The 24,064-nt window shown below is 69.1% G+C and carries 24 protein-coding genes and 1 pseudogene; 8 read left to right on the top strand and 17 right to left on the bottom strand.

Features of this window, described 5'->3' with window-relative positions:
• Positions 1-10: 10 nt before the first annotated feature.
• From ligA to Tther_RS03310, 5 genes are read right to left on the bottom strand one after another with little or no spacing between them, the layout of a single operon-like run.
• Positions 11-451, bottom strand: a complete 441-nt coding sequence (gene ligA / locus Tther_RS03330; RefSeq protein ID WP_143900883.1) for a protocatechuate 4,5-dioxygenase subunit alpha — start codon at positions 449-451, stop codon at positions 11-13.
• Between the two features lies 1 nt (position 452).
• Positions 453-1,406 carry an amidohydrolase family protein gene (locus tag Tther_RS03325; RefSeq protein WP_143900881.1) on the bottom strand — a complete coding sequence of 318 codons (954 nt, stop codon included), beginning with the start codon at positions 1,404-1,406 and terminating at the stop codon, positions 453-455.
• Positions 1,407-1,423: 17 nt separating this feature from the next.
• Complete coding sequence (gene ligK, locus Tther_RS03320) at positions 1,424-2,110, bottom strand: 4-carboxy-4-hydroxy-2-oxoadipate aldolase/oxaloacetate decarboxylase (protein ID WP_143900879.1); 687 nt, start codon at positions 2,108-2,110, stop codon at positions 1,424-1,426.
• A gap of 31 nt (positions 2,111-2,141) precedes the next feature.
• Positions 2,142-3,170 (bottom strand): amidohydrolase family protein, encoded by a 1,029-nt coding sequence (locus Tther_RS03315; RefSeq protein WP_143900945.1) that lies wholly within the window; start codon positions 3,168-3,170, stop codon positions 2,142-2,144.
• Between the two features lie 55 nt (positions 3,171-3,225).
• Positions 3,226-3,942, bottom strand: coding sequence for a substrate-binding domain-containing protein (locus Tther_RS03310; RefSeq protein WP_246098888.1), 717 nt, complete (start codon positions 3,940-3,942; stop codon positions 3,226-3,228).
• A gap of 128 nt (positions 3,943-4,070) precedes the next feature.
• Here Tther_RS03310 and Tther_RS03305 point away from each other — a divergent pair, with 128 nt between their 5' ends.
• Positions 4,071-4,991 carry a LysR substrate-binding domain-containing protein gene (locus tag Tther_RS03305; protein ID WP_143900877.1) on the top strand — a complete coding sequence of 307 codons (921 nt, stop codon included), beginning with the start codon at positions 4,071-4,073 and terminating at the stop codon, positions 4,989-4,991.
• A 9-nt stretch (positions 4,992-5,000) separates the two neighbouring features.
• Here Tther_RS03305 and Tther_RS03300 read toward each other — a convergent pair whose 3' ends face one another.
• From Tther_RS03300 to Tther_RS03260, 10 genes are all read right to left on the bottom strand, one after another.
• The gene (locus Tther_RS03300; protein WP_143900875.1) at positions 5,001-5,945 is read right to left on the bottom strand and encodes an NAD(P)-dependent oxidoreductase; all 945 of its coding nucleotides are present in this window, start codon (positions 5,943-5,945) and stop codon (positions 5,001-5,003) included.
• Positions 5,942-7,264, bottom strand: a complete 1,323-nt coding sequence (locus Tther_RS03295; RefSeq protein ID WP_143900873.1) for a TRAP transporter large permease — start codon at positions 7,262-7,264, stop codon at positions 5,942-5,944. Before Tther_RS03295 ends, Tther_RS03300 begins: the two co-directional genes overlap by 4 nt.
• Before the next feature lies 1 nt (position 7,265).
• Entirely contained in the window at positions 7,266-7,787 is a 522-nt protein-coding gene (locus Tther_RS03290) for a TRAP transporter small permease (protein ID WP_143900871.1), read from the bottom strand.
• A gap of 85 nt (positions 7,788-7,872) precedes the next feature.
• Positions 7,873-8,010 carry a hypothetical protein gene (locus tag Tther_RS13245; RefSeq protein WP_185974992.1) on the bottom strand — a complete coding sequence of 46 codons (138 nt, stop codon included), beginning with the start codon at positions 8,008-8,010 and terminating at the stop codon, positions 7,873-7,875.
• 49 nt (positions 8,011-8,059) lie between these two features.
• Positions 8,060-9,208, bottom strand: a complete 1,149-nt coding sequence (locus Tther_RS03285; protein ID WP_143900869.1) for a TRAP transporter substrate-binding protein — start codon at positions 9,206-9,208, stop codon at positions 8,060-8,062.
• 242 nt (positions 9,209-9,450) lie between these two features.
• Positions 9,451-10,767 carry a fumarylacetoacetase gene (gene fahA, locus Tther_RS03280; RefSeq protein WP_143900867.1) on the bottom strand — a complete coding sequence of 439 codons (1,317 nt, stop codon included), beginning with the start codon at positions 10,765-10,767 and terminating at the stop codon, positions 9,451-9,453.
• Between the two features lie 47 nt (positions 10,768-10,814).
• Entirely contained in the window at positions 10,815-11,021 is a 207-nt protein-coding gene (locus Tther_RS03275) for a DUF2783 domain-containing protein (RefSeq protein ID WP_143900864.1), read from the bottom strand.
• 32 nt (positions 11,022-11,053) lie between these two features.
• On the bottom strand, positions 11,054-12,667 hold the full coding sequence (locus tag Tther_RS03270; RefSeq protein WP_143900862.1) for an FAD-dependent oxidoreductase: 1,614 nt from the start codon (positions 12,665-12,667) through the stop codon (positions 11,054-11,056).
• 98 nt (positions 12,668-12,765) lie between these two features.
• Entirely contained in the window at positions 12,766-13,308 is a 543-nt protein-coding gene (locus tag Tther_RS03265) for a VOC family protein (protein ID WP_143900860.1), read from the bottom strand.
• 32 nt (positions 13,309-13,340) lie between these two features.
• Positions 13,341-14,297, bottom strand: a complete 957-nt coding sequence (locus Tther_RS03260; protein WP_143900858.1) for an MBL fold metallo-hydrolase — start codon at positions 14,295-14,297, stop codon at positions 13,341-13,343.
• 171 nt (positions 14,298-14,468) lie between these two features.
• Here Tther_RS03260 and Tther_RS03255 point away from each other — a divergent pair, with 171 nt between their 5' ends.
• Positions 14,469-15,305 carry an IclR family transcriptional regulator gene (locus Tther_RS03255; RefSeq protein ID WP_425472798.1) on the top strand — a complete coding sequence of 279 codons (837 nt, stop codon included), beginning with the start codon at positions 14,469-14,471 and terminating at the stop codon, positions 15,303-15,305.
• 76 nt (positions 15,306-15,381) lie between these two features.
• On the opposite strand, the gene Tther_RS03250 is transcribed toward Tther_RS03255, so the two are convergent.
• Positions 15,382-16,149: an enoyl-CoA hydratase/isomerase family protein gene (locus Tther_RS03250; RefSeq protein WP_185974991.1), complete on the bottom strand. Its 768-nt coding sequence runs from the start codon at positions 16,147-16,149 to the stop codon at positions 15,382-15,384.
• Positions 16,150-16,249: 100 nt separating this feature from the next.
• On the opposite strand from Tther_RS03250, the gene Tther_RS03245 reads away from it, so the two are divergent.
• From Tther_RS03245 to Tther_RS03220, 6 genes and pseudogenes are all read left to right on the top strand, one after another.
• Positions 16,250-17,038: a crotonase/enoyl-CoA hydratase family protein gene (locus tag Tther_RS03245; RefSeq protein ID WP_143900853.1), complete on the top strand. Its 789-nt coding sequence runs from the start codon at positions 16,250-16,252 to the stop codon at positions 17,036-17,038.
• 48 nt (positions 17,039-17,086) lie between these two features.
• Entirely contained in the window at positions 17,087-18,982 is a 1,896-nt protein-coding gene (locus Tther_RS03240) for a feruloyl-CoA synthase (RefSeq protein ID WP_246098887.1), read from the top strand.
• A gap of 36 nt (positions 18,983-19,018) precedes the next feature.
• Positions 19,019-20,294 (top strand): annotated as a pseudogene (locus tag Tther_RS03235) (thiolase family protein).
• Between the two features lie 44 nt (positions 20,295-20,338).
• Positions 20,339-21,124: an SDR family NAD(P)-dependent oxidoreductase gene (locus Tther_RS03230; RefSeq protein ID WP_143900826.1), complete on the top strand. Its 786-nt coding sequence runs from the start codon at positions 20,339-20,341 to the stop codon at positions 21,122-21,124.
• 15 nt (positions 21,125-21,139) lie between these two features.
• Entirely contained in the window at positions 21,140-21,562 is a 423-nt protein-coding gene (locus tag Tther_RS03225) for an acyl-CoA thioesterase (protein ID WP_143900824.1), read from the top strand.
• A gap of 3 nt (positions 21,563-21,565) precedes the next feature.
• A complete protein-coding gene (locus Tther_RS03220; protein ID WP_143900822.1) occupies positions 21,566-23,260 on the top strand; it encodes an acyl-CoA dehydrogenase family protein in 1,695 nt (564 codons plus the stop codon).
• Between the two features lie 37 nt (positions 23,261-23,297).
• Here Tther_RS03220 and Tther_RS03215 read toward each other — a convergent pair whose 3' ends face one another.
• Positions 23,298-24,062 carry a type 1 glutamine amidotransferase gene (locus Tther_RS03215; protein ID WP_143900820.1) on the bottom strand — a complete coding sequence of 255 codons (765 nt, stop codon included), beginning with the start codon at positions 24,060-24,062 and terminating at the stop codon, positions 23,298-23,300.
• Positions 24,063-24,064 lie beyond the last annotated feature (2 nt).

Below are 24,064 nucleotides of genomic sequence, written 5' to 3'. Positions count from 1 at the left end.
GGAGGGCCTTTCAAAGCAGTTTGCCGGTGCCGCTGCCCTGGGGCTGGCGGTGCGGCTGCGCGTCGCCGTCTTCGCCCAGGTAGCGGTTGCCTTCGATGCGCCGGCCACCGGCCAGCATCATGGCGCGGTATTCGTTTTCGGTCATGCCGGTCATGGAGCCAGCCATCTGCTGAAAACTCTTGCCATGCGTGGCGCCGAGCTTGGCCAGGAAATAAATGTTGCCACCCAACTGGATGCAGCGGTTGAGGTCGCCTTCGAGCACGGCTTGCTTTTGCTCCTCGCTCATCGGCCACTCGTCCAGGTAGGCGCGGCGGTTGGCCAGGTAGCGGGCGCGGTTGTCGGCCTTCATGAGGCTCATGCAAAACTGATTGAGCCAGTAGCCCTTGCGGGACTGATCGGCGTCGAATATGGTCGTGCCGGGAATGTCGGCGTAGGGTTTGTCCAGGGGCATGTCAGTCTCCCTTCCACTCCTCGGGCCAATACAGGCGCATCGGGTTGTCCACCAGCAGCTTGCGCTGCAGCTCGGGCGTCGGCGCGATGTGCGGGATGAAGTCCACCAGCAGCCCGTCGTCGGGCATGTGGTCCTTGAGGTTGGGATGCGGCCAGTCGGTGCCCCACAGCACGCGGTCGGGGAAGGTTTGCACGAGGTGACGCGCAAACGGGATGACGTCGGCGTACGGCGGCTGCTCAGGCCCGCAGCGGCCCGGCAGCGCCGGCGGGCCGGACACCGACAGCCGCTCTGGGCAGCTGACCTTGGTCCAGATGTTGGGGTGCTCGCGCAGCAGCCGCACGAACAGGCCAAACTCGGGGCCATCCAGCGGCTTGCGCACGTCCGGGCGGCCCATGTGGTCGACGACGACGGTGGTGGGCAGCGCGGTGAAAAAGTCCCACAGCTCCGGCAGGTCCTGCGCCTCGAAGTACACCACCACGTGCCAACCCAGCGGGGCGATGCGCTGGGCGATGTCCAGCAGCTCGTCCTTGGGGGTGAAGTCCACCAGCCGCTTGACGAAATTGAAGCGCACGCCGCGCACGCCGCTGTCGTGCAGTGCCAGCAGCTCGGCGTCGGTGACGCTGCGCTGCACGGTGGCCACGCCACGCGCGCGCCCGCCGCTGGCCTGGCAGGCGTCGATGAGCGCGCGGTTGTCGGCGCCGTGGCAGGTGGCCTGCACGATGACGTTGCGCGCAAAGCCCAGATGGTCGCGCAGCGCGAACAGCTGTTCTTTGCTGGCGTCGCAGGGGGTGTATTTGCGCTGCGGCGCGTAGGGGAAGCGCTCGCCCGGGCCAAAGACGTGGCAGTGCGCATCCACGGCGCCCGCAGGCAGCGCCAGCTGCGGGCGGCTCGGGCCGTCGTACCAATCGAGCCAGCCCGGCGTTTTGACAAAGCCCCCGGTGGTGGGACGGGACATGGTGGCGGCCTCCGGCGTCAGTCGATGTAGCGCAGGCCGGCCTTGGCCAAGGGCTCGCGCATCTGGTACATGTCCAAGCCCAGCACACCGGCGGCGAGCTGGGCGCGCTTGGCGCCCTCGTTGGCCTCGCGGCGACGCGCCGCCTCCAGCGTGGCGGCGGCCTTGTCGCGCGGCACCACCACCACGCCGTCATCGTCGGCCACGATCACGTCCCCGGGGTGCACCAGCGCACCGGCGCACAGCACGGGGATGTTGACCGAACCCAGCGTGGCCTTGATCGTGCCTTTGGCGCTGATGCACTTGCTCCAGACCGGGAAGCGCATCTCGGTGAGGGTGCGCACATCGCGCACACCGGCGTCGATGACGAGCGCGCGCGCACCGCGCGCCTGGAAACTGGTCGCCAGCAAATCGCCAAAGTAGCCATCGCTGCACTCGGCGGTGATGGCCGCCACCACCACGTCGCCCGGCTGGATCTGCTCGGCCACCACGTGCATCATCCAGTTGTCCCCCGGGTGCAGCAGCACGGTCACCGCCGTGCCGGACACCTGGGCGCCGGCGTAGATGGGGCGCATATAGGGCTTCATCAGGCCAACGCGCCCCATGGCTTCGTGCACGGTGGCGCTGCCCAACGCCCCCAGCGCGTCGGCCAGCGCGCGGTCGGCGCGTTCGATGCGGCGGTAGACCACCCCCAGTTCGTAGTGCATCGCGAATCCTCCTTGTGGGTGCGGCGTGCGGTCAGAGCCCGCGCGCCTTGAGCTGCGCGTCCAGGCGCGGGAAGACGCGCCGCGCGTTGTCTTCGAACACCTTGCGCCGCGCCGCCTCGTCCAGGTGCGGCGTGGCCAGCACGTAGCGCTTGGTGTCGTCGTAGTGGTGCCCGGTCTGCGGGTCGATGCCGCGTACCGCCCCGATCATTTCGCTGGCAAACAGGATGTTGTCCACCGGCACCACGCGCGTGAGCAAGTCGATGCCCGGCTGGTGGTAGACGCAGGTGTCGAAAAACACATTGCCCAGCAGGTGCTCGGCCAACGGCGGTTTTTTGAGTTCCTGCGCCAGCCCGCGGTAGCGCCCCCAGTGGTAGGGGGCCGCGCCACCGCCGTGCGGGATGATGAAGCGCAGCGTCGGAAAATCCTTGAACAGATCGCCCTGGATGAGCTGCATGAACGCCGTGGTGTCGGCGTTGATATAGTGCGCCCCCGTGGTGTGGAAGCACGCGTTGCACGAGGTGCTGACGTGGATCATGGCGGGGATGTCGTACTCCACCATCACCTCGTAAATCGGGTACCACCAACGGTCGGTCAGCGGCGGCTCCTTCCAGTGACCACCGGACGGATCCGGGTTGAGGTTGAGGCCGACGAAGCCGTACTGCTCGACGCACTTGCGCAGCTCGGGGATGCAGGTGCGCGGATCAACCCCGGGCGACTGCGGCAGCATCGCCGCGCCGACGAAGTGCTCGGGGAACAGCTGCGTGACGCGAAAGACCAGTTCGTTGCAGATGGCCGCCCAGGTGGCCGAGGTCTGAAAGTCGCCGATGTGGTGCGCCATGAAGCTGGCGCGCGGGCTGAAGATGGTGAGGTCGCCACCGCGCTCGCGCATCTTGGCGAGCTGGTTGGTTTCGATCGACTCGCGGATGTCGTCGTCGCTGATGCGCAGTTCCGCCGGCGACGGCGCCAGCGCCGGGTCCTGCAGGGCGGCGATTTGGCGGTTGCGCCACGCCTCCAACGCCTTGGGTGCGGTGGTGTAGTGGCCGTGGACGTCGATGATCAGGGGGGGGCGCATGGGGGTACCTGGGAGGGTCAGAAGGTTCGGATCGGGCGGTACGTCAGGCCGGCTCCATGCCTTGGCGGCGTTTGGCGGCGGTGGCTGAGGGGGAGGCCATGAAATTGAGCACGGCGCGCGCGGCGGCAGGATGCTGGCTGGTGCGTGCCACCGCGCCGGCAAACACCGTCACGATGGCGCTGTCGGGGGGCAGCGTGCCCAGCAGGCGGATGCCCTCGACATGGATGAGCTCGCTGAGTTGCTGAAACCCCAGATCGATGTCGCCGCGCGCCAGCAGCGTCCCGACGGGCACGCCCGGCGGTGGCACCACCAGCCGCTGCCGGACCTGGTCGGCGATGCCCCAGCGCTCGAACATCTGCGCCAGCGCCTGCCCGCTGGGACCGGTGGAAGTGCCGATGCGGCCCGCGGCGAGCACGGCGGCACGCAACGCAGCGGCGCTGCCGATGTCGGGCGCCGGCGCGCCGGCAGGCACCGCCACCCCCACGGCAGAGCGCACCAGGTCCACCCGGGTGCCGCGCAGCAGGTGGCCGTCGGCCAGCAGGCGGTCGATGGCGTCGGCCGCCAGGATGACCAGGTCCAGCACCTCGCCGGCCGCCACCCGCTTGGCCGCATCGACGCCGCCGATGGATTCGATCTGCACGGGACACCCGCCGGCTTCGCGCCAGGCCTGCACCAGCTCGGCCAGCACCAGCCGCGTGGCCATGGATGACAGCCCGCGCAAGACGGGGACCGGATCGGCAGGGGCAACGGTGGTGGGCATCGACGATGGGGTGATGTCGTGGTATGGCGCCGATTCTCGCCCGGAATCCGTTATGCCAAAATGCACTTGACCAACTATCTGGTATCGAAAATTTGCATACTTTTGCCGGGCGGCACCCGGGTGACGCGATGGACCTGAAACAGCTCGAATATTTTGTGCGGGTGGCGGAACTGGGCAGCTTTACCCGCGCGGCCCACGCGCTGGGGGTGGCCCAACCGGCGCTGAGCCGGCAAATCCGCCAGCTGGAGGTGGAGCTGCGTCACAACCTGTTGCTGCGCAACGGCCGCGGCGCGGTACCGACCGAGGCCGGCAAGGTGCTGCTCGCCCACGGGCGTGGCATCTTGCACCAGGTGGCGCGGGCGCGCGAGGAGCTGGGCCGGGTGCGCGGTGCGCTGGCCGGCCGCGTGGCAATTGGCCTGCCGCCCAGCTTGGCGCGGCTGCTCGCGGTGCCGCTGACGCGCGCCTTCCGGACGGCGCTGCCGCAGGCCACGTTGTCGATCTCCGAGGGGTTGTCGGCGGCCATGCTCGATCAGCTGGCGCAAGGCCACCTGGACCTCGCGCTCGTGTACAACCCCGTGCCAGCGGCCGATTTTGCGTTTGCCCCCCTGTTCGACGAGACCCTGGTGCTGGTCGCGCAGCAGACCGGCGCAAGCGCCACCGCCCCCATCCGCCTGGCAGACGTGGCGCAACAGCCGTTGCTCATTCCCAGCCGGCCCAACGCCATCCGCATGCAGGTGGAGAGCGCCATGGCCGCGATCGGCGTGCGCCCCACCATTGCGCTGGAGATCGACGGCGTGGCCGCCATTTTGGAACTGGTCGCCGACGGGATGGGCTGTGCCGTGCTGTCCCCCCACGCGGTCGCGCAGGCCAGCCAACCGCAGCGGCTGCTGACCCGCCCGATCGTCGAGCCGGCGCTGCGCCCGCGCGTCACGCTGGCCAGCAGCGCCCGCCGCCCCGCCACCCTCACCCAGCAAGCCGCCGCCGAGGTGATCCGTGACCTGTGCGCGCAGCGGTTTGGCCCCCCCGGCGCATTCGACGCCCCCGCCTGAGGCGCCGCATCACCCGTTCGACGCCGATGGCCGCGCCGCCAACAGCGCGTCCGCCCACTGCTGCCACCTGGCGGGGTCGGCCACGCCGCCGAACGCACCCGCGCGGCCCTGCGCGGCCATCCAGTCGTCCTTGTCCGCCGTGGCACGCGCCATCTGCGGCTCCAAGCCCGCCTCGGCCACGGTGCGGGCGACTTCGCGCATCTCCTCGGCCCGGCGTTGGCCGTGTTGCGCTACGCGTTGGTAGAAGTACGCCGCCTGCGCCGCCCAGTCGATGCCGGGGAAGGTCTCCTGCAAGGTGGCAATCATCGCCTCTTCCACGCCGTAGTGCCGCGCAGCGGTAAAACTCTCGATGACGAGCGCCTCCAGCCCCTTGATCATGACGCTGCGGCACATCTTGGTGGCCGAGGCCACGCCGATGCGCGCCGACGCGATCTGCACCTGCATGCCCCACGACTGCAGCACCGGCAGCAGCGCCGCCGCGTGCGGGCCGCCGATGAGCATGGGCACGCGGATGCCATAGGGCGGCACCGACGTCATCACCCCGGCTTCGACGTAGCGGCCGCCGGCGGCCTCGATGGCCCCAGCGGCTTGCTGCTTGCTGCCAGGCGAGGCGGAGTTCAGGTCGAAAAACCAGGTGCCTGGGCGCAGGTGGCGCGCGGCCTCCTGTGCCACGTCCACGGTGTTGGCGGCGGTCACCGCGGACACGACCATGTCCGCCTGGGCGCACAGGTCTGGCATGCCGCGGCAGACCTGCACGCCAGCGTCGCGGGCCCGGGCGCGCACCGCGTGCGCCTGCGGGTGGCCATCGGCGAGCTTGAGGTCCCAGCCGCCGACCCACGGCACGCCCTGTGCGCTCAACGCGCGGCCCAAGATCGTGCCCACTTCGCCCAGCCCCACCAGGCCCACCCGGACCACGGTGGTGTGGGTCGCACGGGGCAGCGTCTGCGTGGTCATGCCGTCAGGCGCAGCGCAACCAGCGTGATGCCAGGCACCGCCGCCAAGATCGCCGTGCGCACCAGGTCGCTGATGACGAACGGGGTCACCCCGCGGTAGGTGTGCACGATCGGGACATCACGCGCCAGGTTGTTGATGACGAACAGGTTCATGCCCACCGGCGGCGTGATCAGGCCGACCTCGACCACGATCAGCACCAGGATGCCAAACCAGATGGCGGTTTCCTCCGGCGTGAGGCCGAAATCCAACCCCATGATCATGGGGAAGAAAATCGGAATGGTCAGCAAAATCATGGACAGCGAATCCATGACGCAGCCCAGCAACAGGTAGATCACCAGAATCAGCGTGAGCACGAGCCAGGGGCTCAGGCCCTGCCCGATGACCCACTGCGCCAGCTCCTGCGGCAGCTGCGACAGCGCCAAAAACGTGTTGTACAGTCCGGCGCCCAGCACGATCATGAAAATCATGCCGGTGGCGATCGCCGTGCCGTAGATGGCCTCGCGCAGGGTCTTGGCGTTGAGGCCGCCCGCCAACCAGGCCGCCAGCCCCGTGCCAAACGCGCCCACGGCCGCCCCTTCGGTCGGGGTGAAGATGCCGCTGTAGATGCCACCGACGACCGCCAAAAAGATGACGATCACCGGCCACGTGCCGGCCAGCGCCTGCCAGCGCTCGCGCATCGGCACCGGCTCCATGCGGCCGGCGCTGTCCGGCTTGAGGCGCACGTAAATCGAGATCACGATGATGTAGCCGATGGCGGCCAGAATCCCGGGGATGAAGGCCGCCAGGAACAGCTTGGCGATGTTTTGCTCGGTCAGGATGGCGTAGATCACCAGCACCACCGATGGCGGAATGAGGATGCCCAGCGTCCCGCCTGCGGCCAGACACGCCGTCGACAGCGCGCCGGAGTAACCTGCGCGACGCAGCTCGGGCAGCGCGACCTGCCCCATGGTCGCCGCCGTCGCCAGGGACGAGCCGCAAATCGCCCCAAACCCGGCGCAGGCGCCCACCGCCGCCATGGCCACACCGCCCTTGTAGTGGCCGATCCAGGCCTCGGCCGCCTTGAACAGCGAACGCGACAGCCCACCCAGCGCGGCAAACTGCCCCATCAACAAAAACAACGGGATGACCGACAGGTTGTAATTGGAGAAGGTGGTGAAGGTGACTTGCTTGAGCTGGTTGAGCAGCGGCACCGGGGTGCCGTAGATCCAGTACGCGCCGACCAGGCCACACAGGGCCATGGCCAGCCCGATGGGCACGCGAATGAAAATCAGCCCCAGCAGGACCGGAAAGGACCACGCGGCCAGTTCGATGCCTGTCATATCAGTGCACCCCCGCCGTTGGCACCGGCCAGCCGTGCGGGTAACGCGCCAGCCCGAGTTCGATCAGGGTTTTGGTGAGGTAGGCCAGACAGCCGATCACCGCACCCACCACACACAGCGCGTAGGCCCACCACACCGGCATCTGCAAGATGAACGTGGTTTCGAGGTATTCGCGTTTTTCCCACATACCAGCCCACAGCCGCCACGTCAGCACCAGCCACAGCAGCAGCATCAGCACGTCGCTGGCCAGCGTGACCGCCTTGCGCATCGCCGCCGGCAGGTGGTTGTAGAGCAGATCAACCGTCGCATGCCCGCCGCGCAGATAGGTCCACGGCAAAAACAAAAAGACCGCCACCCCCGTGCCCGCCTCGACCAGCTCGAAGTCGCCCGGCACCGGCCCCAGCCCGAATCCATTGAGCGCCCGTCCCGTGATGCTGGCCACGCTCAGCAGCGTGATGGCGCACAGCACCAACCCGCCCACAATGGCCGACGCACGGGCCAGCCGAAACACCCAAGTCGTCATCATGTCTTCCGTCCTGCGGGCAGGCCGCGCCCGCCCGATAAAAAACGCGCATGGCGCAGCGCCATGCGCGTTGGCCGCCGGTAGTTTACTTGGCGTACTTGTTGAGCAGCGCGCGCGCTTCCTTGATCAGTTGCGCACCATCGATCCCCTTGCCGCGCACCTCTTTGACCCAATCGTCCTCGACGCTGGACGCGGTGCGCAGCCAGCGCTGGGTTTCAGCCAAATCGAGCTGGGTGATCTTGTTGCCCGCTTTGAGCGCGATGCTTCCTTGATCAGTTGCGCACCATCGATCCCCTTGCCGCGCACCTCTTTGACCCAATCGTCCTCGACGCTGGACGCGGTGCGCAGCCAGCGCTGGGTTTCAGCCAAATCGAGCTGGGTGATCTTGTTGCCCGCTTTGAGCGCGATGCTTCCTTGATCAGTTGCGCACCATCGATCCCCTTGCCGCGCACCTCTTTGACCCAATCGTCCTCGACGCTGGACGCGGTGCGCAGCCAGCGCTGGGTTTCAGCCAAATCGAGCTGGGTGATCTTGTTGCCCGCTTTGAGCGCGATGTCACGCCCGGCCTTGTCGCCCTCGTCCATGGCCTTGCCAAACAACGCCGACGTCTCGGCACCGGCGTTGTCGTCGATGACCTTCTTGAGGTCGGGCGGCAGCGACTCGTACTTGGCTTTGTTCATGGAAAACGCAAACGCCATGTTGTACAGCGCCCGGTCGCCAGCGAAGGTGGTGTGGTTTTTGACCAGCTCGTGCACGCGCAGCGAGGGGCCGACCTCCCACGGGATGGTGGTGCCGTCGAGCACGCCCTTGGACAGCGCCTCGGTCACCTGCGGCACGGGCATGCCCACGGGCGTGGCCCCGAGCTTGACCAGCATGTTGTTGACGATGCGCGTGCCGCCGCGGATCTTCATGCCACGCACGCTCTCCAGGCCGGTGATGGGCTGCTTGGTGTGGAACAGCCCCGGCCCATGGGTGTGCACGGCGATGAGCTTGACGTCCTTGAACTCGTCAGCGGCGAAGCGCTGCGCGTATTCCCACGCTGCGCGCGACGTGATTTCACCGGCGCGCTCGCCGCTGGGCGTCAAGAACGGCAGCTCGAACACCTCCATCTTGGGAAAACGCCCTGGCGTGTAGCCCAGCACCGTCCAGGTCACATCGGCCACGCCGTCGCGGGCCTGGTCAAACAGCTGCGCGGGCGAGCCCCCCATCTGCATGGCGGGGAAGATCTGCACCTTGATGCGGCCGCCGGACTCGGCTTCGATCTTTTTGGCCCACGGCTCGATGGCCAGGCGCGGTACGTTGGCCTGCGCCGGCAAGAAGTGGTGTACGCGCAGCGTGATCTGCTGCGCCCAAGCGGCACCCGCGAGCACCATGCCACCGGCGGCAACCGCCAACGCTCGAAGCGACCAGGGGGTTTTCATGTCGTGTCTCCTACCACATCCTATTGAGACGGCGCTGCGCGCCGGACGCACCCGCCATGCGACGCATAGCAAGCACACTGAAAATTATGACTACTAACCATTTGGACGGCACCTGTGCGAACCTCCGGATTTACCCGAACAGGACCGCGTGTCGAGCAACCGCACATGCACTGTAGTGCCGAATGACGCCAAACAAAATTGCCATGACGGACATTCTGTTATGCCCGTCTGCAATAACGGCCTCAGGTCCGCACCGGCAACACGGTGCCCCAACACGCGCCAAAACCGATGCGCGCCGCCCCCGGTGCCTCGCACCAGCCGCGCAGCACGACGGTGTCCCCGTCCTCTAAAAAGGTGCGCTGCTCCCCACCGGGCAGCTCGAGCGGCCGTTTGCCACCCTGCGTCAGCTCGATGAAGGCCGCGGCCTGTTGCGCCTCGGGGCCCGAGAGGGTGCCGGTGCCCAGCAGGTCGCCGGGCTGCAGATTGCAGCCGTTGACCGTGTGGTGCGCCACCATCTGCGCCACGGTCCAGTAGGCGTGGCGGTAGCTGGTCTGTGCCACCTCGTGATCGGCCAGCCCCTGCTCGCGCATGCGCGCGGTTTGCCAGCCGATCGACAGCCGGATGTCGAAGGCGCCGTGCGCCCGGTTGCCCGGGTCGTCCAGGTAAGGCAGCGGCTGCGGATCCTGGGCCGGCCGCTCGAACGGCACGCGGTAGGGTGCCAACGCCTCCAGCGTCACCACCCAGGGCGAGATGGTGGTGGCAAAGTTTTTGGCCAGAAACGGCCCCAGCGGCTGGTATTCCCAAGCCTGGATGTCGCGCGCGGACCAGTCGTTGAGCAACACGATCCCAAAGACGTGTTGCTCCGCCTGCCCGATCGGGATCGGCTCACCCAGCGCGTTGCCCGGCCCGACAAAGACGCCCAGCTCGAGCTCGATGTCCAGCCGCCGGCTGGGCGCCAGCACCGGCGCGGGCGCATCCGGCGCCTTGATCTGGCCGCGCGGGCGGTGAAACGCCTGCGGCGAGACGCCGATGCTGGAGCTGCGCCCGTGATACCCAATGGGCACCCAGGGGTAGTTGGGCAGCAGCGGGTTGTCGGGCCGGAACAGGCGGCCGATGTTGGTGGCGTGGTGTATCGAGGTGTAGAAATCGGTGTAGTCGCCGATGGTCGCGGGCAAGCCGTACTCGGCCTCGGCCTGCGGCACCAGGCACGGCTCGACCGTGCCGCGCGCCGCGCTGCCCTCGCGCAGCGCGCGCGACAGCGCCAAGCGCAGCGCGCTCCAGTGCGCGGGACCGAGCGCCATCAGGGCGTTGAGGCGGGGCTGGGCGGCGGCCGCCAGCGCCTCGGCCGCCAAGCCCTCGAAGGGGTGGGCGCGCGCCAGCGCCGCCAAATCGACGATGGCGTCACCAATCGCCACCCCGCCGCGCCAAGCATCGTCGCGGTCCCGACGGCGAAAGCTGGCAAACGGCAGGTTTTGGATCGGGAAGTCGTGGCCCGGTCGGTTGGCGCTGTCCACCCAGCTGCGCAGGGCGGGATCGTGGGTTTCGTTGATCAGGGTCATGGTGCAAGCCAGCAGGGAGGGTCGGGGACAGCCCGCGGCGCACGCCGTCAGGCCGCCGTCGCCAGCGTATTGGCGCGCGCCAGCGCTATGGCCTCCGACAGCACGGCACGGTCGCCGACGTGGTTGGCCAACATGAGCACGAGCTTGGCCAAGAACCGGTCGGCCTGCTCATCCGACAGGTCGCGCTGGGCGTCGATCAGTTCCTCGTAGAAAGCGTCCGGTTCGGCAATGTTCGGTTGGCGGTTCAGCGGCATGGATCGGCTCCAAGGGGGCAAAACGGCGCGGGTCAGACCATGGCGTGGCCAAGCGCCCGGGCCAGTGCGGCCGTCGCGGCCGCGCGGTCGAAGCGGCGCCAGCGCGCGGCCACGTACTGGTCGGGGCGGATCAGGTAGACCGTGCCCGGCTGGCCATCGTAACGCTGGGTGAGCACGCCGTGCAGGTCGTGCAGGTCGCGGCCGACTTCCAGCACCGCGGCTTCGACACCGCCGACGCGCACCGCTTCGGCGCCCGGGCCAAAACTCAGCAGCACAAAGCCGCACCCAAGCTGCTCCAGCAACCAGCCCGCACGCCCCGCCACCTGCACCGGGGCGTCGGCACAAAACATCCCCGGCACCATGCGTCCGGCAAACGGCTCGGCGTCGGGGGTGTTGAGCGGCGAGCCCAGGTACGGCGTCGGCGTGGACAGCCGCCCGCTGTTGACCAGCGGGCGCGCAAACGGCTCGGTGCGCGCCAGCTCCAGCACCGCGTTGCGCAGCCGCAGCGAGGCGCGGCTTTTCGGGGTGATGAAATCGGTCGAGCGCGTCGAGTTGCGGATGTTGTCGTCGGCCGCGAGCGCGCGCTCCCAGTGGTAGCTTTGCAGCAGCGCCTCGGGCGCGTCGCCGTCGAGCACGGCCTTGAGCTTCCAGCTCAGGTTGTCGCAGTCCTGCACCCCGCTGTTGGCGCCCCGCGCGCCAAAGGGCGAAACCTGGTGCGCCGCATCGCCGGCGAAGATCACACGCCCGTGGCAGAAACGGTCGATGCGCCGGCAGGCAAATTGGTACACCGACACCCACTCCAGCTCGAACGGGACGTCCGGCCCCAGCATCGCCTGAATGCGGGGGATGACCTTTTCGGGCTTTTTTTCCTCGTTGGGGTCGGCATCCCAGCCGAGTTGGAAGTCGATGCGCCAGACGTTGTCGCACTGCTTGTGCAACAGCACGCTTTGGTTGCGGTGAAACGGCGGGTCGAACCAGAACCAGCGCTCGGTGGGGAAGTCGGCCTTCATCACCACATCCGCGATCAGGAAGCGGTCCTGGAAAAACTGCCCCGTGAACTCGGCCCCGACCATGCGCCGGATATCGCTGTGCGCGCCGTCGCAGGCGATGAGCCACTGGGCCTCCATTTTGAACAGGCCATCGGGCGTTTCCACGGTGAGCACGACGTGGTCATCGTGCGGCTCGACCGCCAGCACCTTGTGCTTCCAGCGCAGGTCCACCAGCGGCGAGGCGTCGCAGGCGCGCACCAACCGCTCCTCCAGGTAGTACTGCTGCAGGTTGATCATGGCCGGCATCTTGTGGTGGTCCTCCGGCAACAGGTCGAACTGGTAGACCAGCTCGTCGCGGAAGAACACTTTGCCGACCTTCCACTGCACCCCTTGCGCCACCAGGTCCTCGCCCAGCCCCAGGCGGTCCCAAATTTCCAGCGGCCGCTTGGCATAGCACACCGCGCGCGAGCCGACGCTGACGGTGTTGTTGTCGTCCAGCACCACGGTGGGCACGCCGCGCGCGGCCAGGTCGAGCGCCTGCGTCATGCCCACCGGGCCGGCGCCCACCACCACCACGGGGTGGCGCACGCACCGGCCCTCGCGCTGCTCGTCGCTTTGCCGGTACGGATACTGGGGATAGGTGTAGGTGTGCAACATACGATGATCTCCGGGCGCACCACCCCCTCGCGGGCACGGTATCGCACCGCGACGCGACACGATGGGGGCGGCGGGGATGACACCGGGCGTGGGCCGGTTCAATCCAGGGCGTTGAATTCCTTTTCGTGCATCCAGGCGGCGTGCTTGGGCGCGCGCTTGGTTTGCGCCCATTCGTTGAGCATGTCCCACTTCACCGCGTCGAGCCGCTCGTACATGTCGGGCGTGCCGACGTCGGCCGCCAGCTCGATGCGGTGGCCGTTGGGGTCGAAGAAGTAGATGCTCTTGAAAATGGTGTGGTCGGTGATGCCCACGACCGGGATGCCGGCCGCCTCCAGGCGCGCCTTGGTCGCCTCGAGCGTTTGCACGCTGTCGACCTTGAAGGCGATGTGCTGCACCCAATCGGGCGTGTTGGGGTCGCGGCCCATGGCCGGCGAGTTGGGCAGCTCGAAAAACGCCAGCACATTGCCCTGCCCGGCGTCCAGGAACACGTGCATGTACGGGTCCGGCGCCTTGGTCGAGGGCACCTGGTCCTCGGCGATGGCCAGCACGAAGCGCATGTTCAAGTGCTTGACATACCACTCCACGGTTTCCTTGGCATCGCGGCAGCGGTAGGCGACGTGGTGGATGCGTTGAATTTGCATGTTCAGTCTCCTCTGGGATGGCAGACGGGCGCTCAGCCCTCCAGGGTTTCCCACATCTGGCGGTCGCGCTCGGCGGTCCAGATGCGCGGGTCGGGGTACTGCGTCAGCTCGTCGTAGCAGCGCGTCACGTCAAACGGCATGCAATGGTCGAAGATCACCCAGCGGCCGTACTTGGGCTGCAGGCGCGCGTAGGTTTCTTGATAGACGGCGCGCAGGTCTTTGCCGGCGCGCACGCCCGCTTCCACCGCGGCACGCATGTCCTCGATGAAGGCCTTGGTGCCAGCCAGCCCCTGCTGCACCTGCTCCGGTGTGATCAGCGCCGCGCCGCGGCCGGGCACGAGTTTTTCGGGCTTGAGCGCGGCGATGTTGTCCAGCGTCTGCGGCCAGTCCCGGAAATAGGCATCGCCGGCGTACGGGGTGGCGTCAAACTCCACCAAGTCACCGCTGAACAGGATTTTTTCCTGCGGCAGCCAGGCGACGGTGTCGCCCTTGGTGTGGCCACGGCCCAGTTGCAGCAATTGCACCTCCAGCTTGCCCAGCCACAGTGTCATTTTGCCGGTGAAGGTGATGGTGGGCCAGGTCAGGCCCGGCGGGACCGATTCGACGGCGCGAAACAGCCGCGGGAAGCGCCCGATCTCGCTGGCCTTGTCCTGCTCGCCGCGCTCGACGATCAGGTCATAGGTATCCTGGCTGGCGATGATGTGCTCCGGCTGGTAGGCGCTGGCGCCCAACACGCGCACGGCATGGTAGTGGCTCAGGACGACGTACTTGATCGGCTTGTCGGTGACCTCGCGGATGCGGCGTATGACATCCTGCGCCATGACCGGCGTGGCCTGGGTGTCGATGACCATCACCGCGTTGTCGCCGATGATGACGCCGGTGTTGGGGTCGCCCTCGGCGGTGTAGGCGTAGGCGTGCTCGGACAGTCGGGTGAAGCTGACCTGCTTGTCCTGCAAGTCGGCTTGGCTGGCAAAGGCTTTGGTGCTCATGAAGGGACTCCGGAAACGCTGACAGGTCGAACATTCAACCATGCCAAACGCGTTCGTCATACATTGGGCGCGATCTTAGGGCGAACTTTTGTACCATGTCAAACACATTTGACTAAGTAAAAACCCCTAACCCTCACCCCGCTGTGCAGCGGCCGGGTGACAATGATGCGCATGAACCGTCCCACACCGCCCCCCGTCACGACGAACGGCAACGCCCCCGACGAGGCGGCCAGCCGCGGTTCGCGGGGTATCCAAAGCATCGAGGTGGGCGGCCAGCTGCTCAAGGCCCTGGTGCGCGCCGGGACTGCGCTGCCCCTGAAGGATCTGGCGCGCGCCGCGGGCATGGCGGCCGCCAAGGCGCACCCCTATCTGGTCAGCTTCGGCAAGATTGGCTTGATCGAACAGGACCCCACCAGTGGCCGCTACGGGCTGGGGCCGCTGGCGCTGCAACTGGGCCTCATCGGTCTGCAGCAGGTGGACCCGGTGCGGCTGGCGGTGGCCGAACTGCCGGCGCTGGCACAGGCGCTGCGCTGCACGGTGTCCGCGGCCGTGTGGGGGCCGCTGGGGCCCATCATCGTGCACGTGGAGCAAGGCCCAACCCCGGTGCACGTGGCCATGCGCCACGGCACGCCGGCCTCGCTGCGCCACACCGGCACGGGCAAAATCTTTGCCGCCTTTGCCCCCACCGCGGCGGTGGCCGAAGCGCTGGCGCGCGAGGGGGAGGCGCAGGCCCTGCAGGATCCGGTGTTTGCGGCGGAGCTGGAGACCGTCCGCCGCGACGGCCTGAGCCGCGTGCGCGACGAGCTGCTGCCGGGCATCAGCGCGATGGCGGTGCCGGTGTTCGACGGCTTTGGACGGCTGGCGCTGGCGATTGCCGCGATCGGCCCCAGCGCGCTGTTGGACCTCTCGCCCACGGGCGCGCAGGCGAGCACGCTGCGCGCGACGGCCGCGCGTCTGTCGCAGCGGCTGGGGGCGGCGCCGGCAACGCCCAGCGACGGCGCCACCTGATGGCGCCCAACGGCCCCGCAAGGCGACGGCGCTGACGCGCGCCATCCCACCGCATCAGCGCCGTATCAGCGCCGTATCAGCGCCGCATCAACGCCGCCTGGCGCCCGGCGGCAAACTCGGCGCCGGCGTGGCTGGCCTGCTCGCGTGCGCGCCAGACGTCGGGCTGGGGTCGGCCCAGCGCAATGTCAGCGAGCGTGCGCTTCATGCTCTGCACCGCCAGCGGCGCCAGAGCCAACAGCTGTGTGCACCAGCGCTGCACCGCATCCTCCAAGGCGTCGGCCGGCACACAGGCATCCAAAAAGCCACCGGCCCGCAGCGCCGGGGTGTCCAGCGCCTCGGCCGCCAAAAACAGGCGGCGCGCCAGCGGCCACCCCAGGGTCGCCACCGCGCGCTGCAGCCCGCTGGCGTAGTAGTGCAGCCCCAGGGCCGCGGCGGGCACGCGCACCTCCATGCCCTCGATGCCCAGGCGAAAGTCGCACGCCAAGGCGCAATCCACCGCCCCGCCGTAGACGCTGCCGTTGAGCACCGCCAACGTCAGCGGCCGTGCGCCGGCCAGGGCGTCCGCGGCACGCGCAAAGGCGTCCACCGCGCCACCAGGCCCCTGCGGGTGGTGCTCGAACGCGCTCAGGTCGAAGCCGGCGCTGAACACCGGCCGATGGGCGCGCACCCGCGCGCGCAGCACCAGCAGCCGCACGCGCGCGTCGGCATCCACCGCCGCCACGTGCTCGCACAACACCTGCAAGTCGGCAGGTTCGAGTCGGTTGAGGTGCCGCGGCCGGTTCAGGGTGATCGTCGCCACCCCATCGGCCACCTCCAGCAAGGGGGGAGAACCATGGTCGGACATCCCGCCAGTATGCCCCGGTTTGGGTGCGGGTTTTCCCGTATGGCGGAGCGGACACAAGCCCATTACATTCGACTTATCGTTATGTTTTGTAATCAATCCCATGCGACCGACCGACGACACCCCCGACCTGCAGTGCACCATCGAGGACACCGTGGCCATCGTGCGCCTGCGCCGCCCGGCCAAGCGCAACGCCTTGTCCGATGGGCTGATCCTGGCCCTGCGCCAGACTTTCGAGACGCTGCCCGAGGGCGTGCGTGCCGCCGTCATCTGTGGCGAGGGCGAGCACTTTTGCGCCGGTCTGGACCTGTCCGAACTGCGCGAGCGCGACGCGGTGCAGGGCCTGCACCATTCGCGGTTGTGGCACCAGACCATGGACGCGATCGAACGCGGCCGCGTGCCGGTGGTGGCCGCCCTGCACGGCGCCGTGGTCGGCGGCGGGCTGGAGCTGGCCAGCGCCTGTCACGTGCGTGTGGCCGACGACAGCGCCTACTTCGCCCTGCCCGAGGGCACGCGCGGCATCTTCGTCGGCGGCAGCGGCTCGGTGCGCATCCCGCGCCTGATTGGGGTGGCGCGCATGACCGACATGATGCTCACCGGCCGCGTGTACGACGCCGACGGCGCCGAGCGCATCGGGCTGGTCCAGTACCGTGTCGCGGCCGGGCAAGCCCTGAGCAAGGCCATCGAGCTGGCGCGTCGCATCGCCGCCAACGCGCCCATGACCAACTACGCGCTGATGCACGCGCTGCCCCGCATCGCCGAGCAGGCCAGCGACCATGGTCTGTTCACCGAGGCGCTGATATCGGCCATCGCCCAAGCCGCGCCGGAGGCCAAAGCGCGGCTGCACGATTTCCTGCGGGGCAAGGCGGCCAAGGTGCGCAAAGACGCCTGAGCCAGCCCGGCAGACCCTACGAGCCTGGAGGACCGAGGAGACATGGACATGAGCACGGAGCAGATGGCACCGCCCGATGTGGCACAGGCCCCCTTTCGCCCCTTGCGTTTTGGCGTGACGCAGGTGCAGGTGCGCGACGGCCCCGGCGGCGTGCACTACCTGCAGGCGCAACAGGCGCTGCAGCCCTACCCGGCGCGGCTGACCGACCGCCTGCGCCATTGGGCACAGACGCGCCCGCAACGCACCCTGTTCGCGCGTCGCCAGCGCGTCGCACGCGCCGACGGCTCGACCGCCCTGGGCGACTGGGAGACGGTCAGCTTCGGGCAGGCCTGGCAGCGGGCACGCGCCATCGCCCAAGCCCTGCTCGCGCGCGAACTCACCGCCGAGCGGCCGGTGCTGATCCTGAGCGAAAACAGCCTGGAGCACGCGCTGCTGGCGCTGGGCTGCATGGTGGCGGGTGTGCCGTGGGCGCCGGTGTCACCCGCCTATTCGCTGCTGAGTGCGGATCTGGCCAAACTGCGTCACGTGTGGCAGACGCTCACGCCGGGGCTCGTGTTCGCGCAGGATGCGCGCTACGCCCGCGCGCTGACCGAGGTGGTGCCGGCCGACGTGGAGGTGGTGCTGGCCGACGGGCAGCTGCCCGCGCGGCCCGTGACCCCCTTCCCGGCGCTGTGCGCCACCGAGCCGACGGCCGCGGTGGACGCCGCCATCGAGGCCAGCGGCCCGGACACCATCGTCAAGTTCCTCTTTACCAGCGGCTCGACCAAAGCGCCCAAGGCCGTCATCAACACGCATCGCATGTGGTGCGCCAACCAGCAGCAGATGACGCAATCGATGCCCGTGTTGGCCGAGGAGGATTTGGTGCTGGTGGACTGGCTGCCCTGGAACCACACCTTTGGCGGCAACCACAACTTCGGCATGGTGCTCTACCACGGCGGCACGCTCTACCTCGACGACGGCAAGCCCACGCCCGCGCTCATCGGCGAGACGCTGCGCAACCTGCGCGAAATCGCGCCGACGGTGTATTTCAACGTGCCGCTGGGCTTCGAAGCGATTGCCAACGCCATGCGCGACGACGCGGCGCTGCGCCGCAACCTGCTGTCGCGCGTGCGCATGTTCTTCTACGCCGGTGCGGCGTTGGCGCAGCCGGTGTGGGACAGCCTGTACGAGAGCGAGGTGCGCGAGCTCGGCATGCGCATCCCGATGACCTCGGGCCTGGGCATGACCGAAACCAGCCCCTTTGCGCTGTTCGTGACCAGCCCCGACGTGCGCGCCGGCGACCTGGGCGTGCCGACCCCCGGCCTGGAAGTCAAACTGGTGCCGCTCGACGGCAAGGTCGAGGTCCGCTACCGCGGCCCCAACGTCACCCCCGGCTACTGGCGCAACCCGGCCGAAACCGCCGCCGCCTTCGACGAGGAGGGCTTTTTCCGCTCCGGCGATGCGGTGACCTGGATCGACGAAACCGATGTGCACCGCGGCCTGCGCTTCGATGGCCGCATTGCCGAGGACTTCAAGCTCGCCAGCGGCACCTTCGTCAGCGTGGGGCCGCTGCGCACGCGCCTCATCGCCGCCGGCGCCCCCTATGTGCAGGACGCGGTGATCACCGGCCTCAACCGCAACGAGGTGGGCGCGCTGGTCTTCCCGACCCCGCGCGTGCGCGAGCTCTGCCCCCTCCCGGCAGAGGCGTCGCTGCACGAGGTGGTGGAACACCCCGCGGTGCTGGCGCACTTTCAGCGCGTGGTGGATGAACTGGCCCGCCAAGCCACAGGCAGCGCCAACCGCATCGCGCGCCTGATCGTGCTGGCCGAGCCGCCCAGCCTGGATCGCGGCGAAATCACCGACAAGGGCTCGATCAACCAGCGCGCGGTGCTGACCCACCGCGCCGACACGGTGGACAAGCTCTACGCCGATGCCTTGCACCACATCGTCAAACCGCGCGCCTGAGCGCCCGTTTGCTTCACTTTTGCTTGGGAGATGACCATGCACGACCCCCTGCGCCAGCCGCGCGGCCTGTTCAACGCCTTTGACGACTGCTGGCTGCTCGACGGCGCCCGCACACCGATGGTGGATTACTGCGGCGGTGTCTGGCGTCTCGCCCACCGATTTGGGCATCCACGCCGCGCGCGCGGCGCTGCAGCGCGCCGAGGTGGCCCCCGACCAGGTGGGCGCGGTGCTGGCCGGCAACATGGCCCCGGGCGACAGCTTTCAGTACATGCTGCCGCGCCACATCGGGCTGTACGCCGGCGTGCCCATCGACGTGCCGGCGCTGATGGTGCAGCGCATCTGCGGCACCGGCTTCGAGCTGTTTCGCCAAGCGGGCCTGCACCTGCGCGATGGGGTCGAGGTGGCGCTGGTGGCCGGCACCGAAAGCATGACCCGCAACCCGATTGCCGCCTTTGAACACCGCACCGGCTTCAAGCTCGGCGCGCCGGTGCAGTTCGAGGATTTCATGTGGGAAGCGCTCAAGGACCCCGCCGCGGGCGTGGACATGATCGGCACCGCCGAGAACCTGGCGCGCCGCTACGGCATCACGCGCGCCGAGGTGGATGCCTACGCCAGCCGCTCGTTCGAGCGCGCGCTGGCCGCCCAAGCGAGCGGTTTTCTGGCCGGCGAGATCGCACCGCTGACGCCGCAAACCTTCGAGCGCGAGGGCTACGTCCCGCGCACGCTGCGCCTGCCGCCCAAGGTCGAGCGCCTGGAGGCCGACACCCACCCCCGGCCATCGCCCGTGGAGGCGCTGGCGCGGCTGCGCCCGGTCCATGCGGGCGGGGTGCAAACTGCGGGCAACAGCTCGGCCCTGGTGGACGCCGCCGCTGCGGCCGTGGTGGCTGGTGGCGCCTATGCCCGCGACTGGCAGGCCCGCACCGGCCGCACGCCCCTGGCGCGCGTGGTGGCGGCCGCGGTGGTGGGTGTGCCGCCCGAGATCATGGGCATCGGCCCGGCACCTGCGATTCGGCTGCTGCTGGCGCGCACCGGCCTGGCGCTGGAGGCCATCGAGCGCTTCGAGATCAACGAAGCCCAGGGCGCGCAGGTGCTGGCCGTGGCGCGCGAGCTGGGCCTGGACCTCGAGCGTCTCAACGTCAACGGCGGCGCAATCGCGCTGGGGCACCCGCTGGCTGCCACCGGCGTGCGCTTGACCCTGACCTGCGCACGCGAGCTGCGCCGCTGCGGCGGGCGCTACGGCATCGCAGCGGCCTGCATCGGCGGCGGACAGGGCATCGCCTTGCTGCTGGAAAACCCCGCCGCCACCGCCTGATCCCCCACCCATGGGCCGTTTTTGCGGCCCCCAAGGAGCACGCCATGCAACCCAACGGACAAACCGCCCTCGTCACCGGCGCGGGCTCCGGCCTCGGTGAGGCCACCGCCCGCGAACTCGCCGCCCGCGGCGCCCGCGTCGCCGTCATCGACCTCTCGGCCGAGTCGGCCCAGCGCGTGGCAGCCGACTTGAATGCCGCGCACGGCGCCGGCACCGCCTTGGCGCTGGCCGCCGACGTGGCCAGCGCCGAGGGCCTGCGCACCGCCTTCGAGCAGGCGGCCGCGGCGCTCGGCCCGGCGCGCATCCTCATGCACGTCGCCGGCATCGGCACGGCGCGGCGCGTCGTCGGCAAGGATGGTCAACCCGCCCCGCTGGAGGATTTCGAGCGCGTCATCCGCGTCAACCTGCTCGGCTCGTACAACGCCGCGCGGCTGTTTGCCGCCGCGTGCGCCGCCCTGCCCCCACTGGCCGATGGCGAGCGCGGCGTGATGGTCTTGACGGCCTCGGTGGCCGCCTTCGACGGCCAAGTCGGCCAGCAGGCCTACAGCGCCTCCAAAGCCGGGGTGGTGGGCATGACGCTGCCCATGGCGCGCGACCTGGCGCAGCACGGCATTCGCGTCTGCACCATCGCGCCGGGGCTGTTCGACACGCCGCTGATGCGCACCTTGCCCGAGGCGGTGCAGCAGTCGCTGGCTGCCAGCATCCCGTTCCCCTCGCGGCTGGGCAAACCGCAGGAGTTTGCGGATTTGGCCTGCCACATCGTCACCAACGGGCACCTCAACGGCGAGGTGATCCGCCTTGACGGCGCGCTGCGCCTGCCACCGCGCTGACCCGTGGAGCGTGTCATGAGCAAAACCACGGTCTTCGAGGTGGAGGTGATGTTTGGCGACTGCGACCCGGCCGGCATCGTCTTCTTCCCCAACTTCCACAAATGGATGGATGCCGCATCCCTGCACTTTTTCGTGCAGTGCGGCGTGCCGCCCTGGCGCGAACTGGTCAAGACGCGCGGCATCATCGGCACCCCGCTGCTGGAAGTCCACACCCAGTTCTACAAACCCGCCACCTACGGCCAGCGCCTGCAGGTGCACACGTGCGTGCAAACGTGGCGCGACAAGGTCTTCATCCAGCACCACCAGGTGCGCCGCGGCGAGGATGTGCTGTGCGAAGGGCGCGAAACCCGGGCCTTTTGCATCCGCCACCCCGACGACCCGGACCGCATCAAGGCCATTCCCATCCCGGCGGACATTCGCGCGCAGTGCGGGGGGTAAGACATGGCACAACCGTATCGGCCCGATGCCGACCGCGCGGCGCAGTGGCTGCTGGGGGCGCTGGACGCGGTCGCGGTCTGGCGTGAGCTGCCTGCGCTGGCCGAACACGCGGACGCGGATCTGGCCCGCCACGTGCTGCAAGAAGCCGCCACCTTCGTCCACGAGGTGGTGGCGCCGCTCAACCGCGCTGGCGACGAGACGGGGGCGCGCTGGCAGGACGGCCGCGTCACCTCACCGCCCGGCTTTCGCGACGCCTACCAGGCGTTTTGGCGCGCCGGCTGGCCGGCACTGTCGGCCCCGCCCGCACTGGGGGGGCAGGGCCTGCCGGTGGCGCTGGAATTCGTGCTCTACGAGTGGCTCAGCGCCGCCAACCACGCCTGGACCATGGCGCCCGGCCTGCTGCACGGCGCGGTGGAGTGCTTGCGCCACCACGCCAGCGCCGAGCTCCAGGCGCGTTATCTGCCCCGCCTGGTCAGCGGGGAGTGGCTGGCCACCATGTGCCTGACCGAGCCCCAGGCTGGCAGCGACCTGGGGCTGGTGCGCACGCGCGCCACCGCGGGCGCCGACGGCACCTGGCGGCTGCAGGGCACGAAAATCTTCATCTCCGGCGGCGAGCACGACCTGACCGACAACATCGTGCACCTGGTGCTGGCCCGCCTGCCCGACGCACCCACTGGCCCCAAGGGGCTGAGCCTGTGGTTGGTGCCCAAGGTCCTGCCCGACGGCCGCCGCAATGCCGTGGTGTGCGAGCGCATCGAAGACAAAATGGGCCTGCACGGCAGCCCCACCTGTGTGCTGCGCTTTGACGATGCCCAGGCCTGGCTAGTGGGTCAGCCGCACCAGGGGCTGGCAGCCATGTTCGTGATGATGAACGCCGCGCGGCTGCACGTGGCGCTGCAGGGCATTGGGCTGCTGGATGCGGCGTGGCAAATCGCGCACGCCTATGCGCACGAACGCGTGCAGATGCGCGCACCGCAGCGCCGCGACCCCAGCCGGGCGGCCGACCCCATCATCGAGCACCCGGCGGTGCAGCGGCTGCTGGACACCCAGCGCGCCTGGATCGACACCGGCCGTCTGCTGGCCTACCGCACGGCATTGGCGCTCGACGTCGGCCACCAGCACCCGGATGCCGCGCGCCGCAGCACGGCGCAGCAATGGTGTGCGCTGGCCACCCCCGTGCTCAAAGCAGCATGGACCGCGCAGGCCTTTCATGGCGCCAGCGACTGCCTGCAGGTCTTGGGCGGCCACGGCTATGTGCGCGAGTGGGGCATCGAGCAAATCGTGCGCGACGCGCGCGTGACCATGATCTACGAGGGCACCAACGAAATCCAGGCGCACGATCTGCTGCTGCGCAAAACCCTACCCGATGGCGGCGCGGTGCTGTCCCAGACCCTGCAGATGCTGCGTGACGAGGTGCCCACAGCCGCCCCCAGCTGGCACGAAGGGGTCGAGCGGCTGCTGGGGCTGCTCGATCGCCTGGCCCGGGCCAACGAGGCTCAGCGCAGCGCGCTGCACGCCGTGGCCAGCGACTTTTTGCGTGCCGTGGCGCTGACCCTGATGGGCTGGGCACGTGCGCGGCTGGGCGCCCTCGATGCCGACTGGGATGTCGCCACCGGCACCGCCTTCGATCGCTGGGTCTGGCCCGAACAGGCCTGGCGCTGCGAGATGGTGGCGCGCGCGCTGGACACGGCCCCCTGACCGCAGCCCTGCCGGCGGCACCGGTACCCGGCCGCCCTCAGGCCGGCGCGCGCCAGCGCCGCTGCCACGCGCCGTAAATCCGGTCGGCCAGCCGATAGCTGGCGGCCTGGTGGGTGGCGGTGGCCGCCTGCATCGCCTCGGGGGTCTGAACCGTGTCCGGGTAGCGCTGCACCGCGTCCGGGTAGACGTTACCCGGGTCCTGCAACCAACACGCGATCTTGAGCGGCGTGATCTCGATGTGAAACTGCATGCCCAGGTGCGGCCCCACCGCAAACGCTTGCACCGCGCACGCGTCCGACGCGGCCAACACCGCCGCCCCTGGCGGCAGCGCCACCACCCCGTCGTAGTGCCATTGGTACACCACCGGCTGCACCGCTGGCCCCAACCACGCCTGCGCCACCGCACCGCCATCGTGGCGGATGGGCAGCCAGCCAATCTCCGGCTGTGGCAGGCGTTGCACCGCGCCACCGAGGGCGCGCGCCATCAACTGCCCGCCCAGGCAGTGGCCAATGACGGGGATCCCCAGGGCATCCGCCTCACGAATCAGCGCCTCGGCATGGCGCAAACTGGCACGGTCGTCGTTGGCGCTCCACTCCCCGCCCAGCACCGCCAGCGCACGGTAGCCGGCCACCGATGCCGGGTAGGCCTGCCCCGCCTCGGCGCAAAACACGTCCCAGCGCGCCCCCACGGCGTCGAGCCAAACGGCCAGGTAACCCGGCGGATCCTCGATCGTGTGCTGCAGCACCAGCACATCGGAGCGTGCCGCAGGCACTGCGGCCGCCAACGCAGCTTGCTCGTTCATGG

It is taken from the genome of Tepidimonas thermarum, from assembly GCF_007556705.1.
Lineage (GTDB): Bacteria > Pseudomonadota > Gammaproteobacteria > Burkholderiales > Burkholderiaceae_C > Tepidimonas > Tepidimonas thermarum.
The sequence above is the reverse complement of the archived record's forward strand: the minus strand, read 5'-3'. Positions and strand labels throughout refer to the sequence as shown.

Excerpts from the sequence above, each read along its gene's own strand:
- Tther_RS03245 (WP_143900853.1), top strand. The coding sequence starts at position 16,250 with ATGCGACCGACCGACGACACCCCCGACCTGCAGTGCACCATCGAGGAC.
- Tther_RS03225 (WP_143900824.1), top strand. The coding sequence starts at position 21,140 with ATGAGCAAAACCACGGTCTTCGAGGTGGAGGTGATGTTTGGCGACTGC.
- Tther_RS03265 (WP_143900860.1), bottom strand. The coding sequence starts at position 13,308 with ATGCAAATTCAACGCATCCACCACGTCGCCTACCGCTGCCGCGATGCC.
- Tther_RS03230 (WP_143900826.1), top strand. The coding sequence starts at position 20,339 with ATGCAACCCAACGGACAAACCGCCCTCGTCACCGGCGCGGGCTCCGGC.
- Tther_RS03260 (WP_143900858.1), bottom strand. The coding sequence starts at position 14,297 with ATGAGCACCAAAGCCTTTGCCAGCCAAGCCGACTTGCAGGACAAGCAG.
- ligA (WP_143900883.1), bottom strand. The coding sequence starts at position 451 with ATGCCCCTGGACAAACCCTACGCCGACATTCCCGGCACGACCATATTC.
- Tther_RS03300 (WP_143900875.1), bottom strand. The coding sequence starts at position 5,945 with ATGACCACGCAGACGCTGCCCCGTGCGACCCACACCACCGTGGTCCGG.
- ligK (WP_143900879.1), bottom strand. The coding sequence starts at position 2,110 with ATGCACTACGAACTGGGGGTGGTCTACCGCCGCATCGAACGCGCCGAC.
- Tther_RS03325 (WP_143900881.1), bottom strand. The coding sequence starts at position 1,406 with ATGTCCCGTCCCACCACCGGGGGCTTTGTCAAAACGCCGGGCTGGCTC.
- Tther_RS03270 (WP_143900862.1), bottom strand. The coding sequence starts at position 12,667 with ATGTTGCACACCTACACCTATCCCCAGTATCCGTACCGGCAAAGCGAC.
- Tther_RS03255 (WP_425472798.1), top strand. The coding sequence starts at position 14,469 with ATGAACCGTCCCACACCGCCCCCCGTCACGACGAACGGCAACGCCCCC.
- Tther_RS03215 (WP_143900820.1), bottom strand. The coding sequence starts at position 24,062 with ATGAACGAGCAAGCTGCGTTGGCGGCCGCAGTGCCTGCGGCACGCTCC.
- Tther_RS03285 (WP_143900869.1), bottom strand. The coding sequence starts at position 9,208 with ATGAAAACCCCCTGGTCGCTTCGAGCGTTGGCGGTTGCCGCCGGTGGC.
- fahA (WP_143900867.1), bottom strand. The coding sequence starts at position 10,767 with ATGACCCTGATCAACGAAACCCACGATCCCGCCCTGCGCAGCTGGGTG.
- Tther_RS03310 (WP_246098888.1), bottom strand. The coding sequence starts at position 3,942 with ATGCCCACCACCGTTGCCCCTGCCGATCCGGTCCCCGTCTTGCGCGGG.
- Tther_RS03220 (WP_143900822.1), top strand. The coding sequence starts at position 21,566 with ATGGCACAACCGTATCGGCCCGATGCCGACCGCGCGGCGCAGTGGCTG.
- Tther_RS03250 (WP_185974991.1), bottom strand. The coding sequence starts at position 16,149 with ATGTCCGACCATGGTTCTCCCCCCTTGCTGGAGGTGGCCGATGGGGTG.
- Tther_RS03295 (WP_143900873.1), bottom strand. The coding sequence starts at position 7,264 with ATGACAGGCATCGAACTGGCCGCGTGGTCCTTTCCGGTCCTGCTGGGG.
- Tther_RS03240 (WP_246098887.1), top strand. The coding sequence starts at position 17,087 with ATGAGCACGGAGCAGATGGCACCGCCCGATGTGGCACAGGCCCCCTTT.
- Tther_RS03305 (WP_143900877.1), top strand. The coding sequence starts at position 4,071 with ATGGACCTGAAACAGCTCGAATATTTTGTGCGGGTGGCGGAACTGGGC.
- Tther_RS03290 (WP_143900871.1), bottom strand. The coding sequence starts at position 7,787 with ATGACGACTTGGGTGTTTCGGCTGGCCCGTGCGTCGGCCATTGTGGGC.
- Tther_RS03275 (WP_143900864.1), bottom strand. The coding sequence starts at position 11,021 with ATGCCGCTGAACCGCCAACCGAACATTGCCGAACCGGACGCTTTCTAC.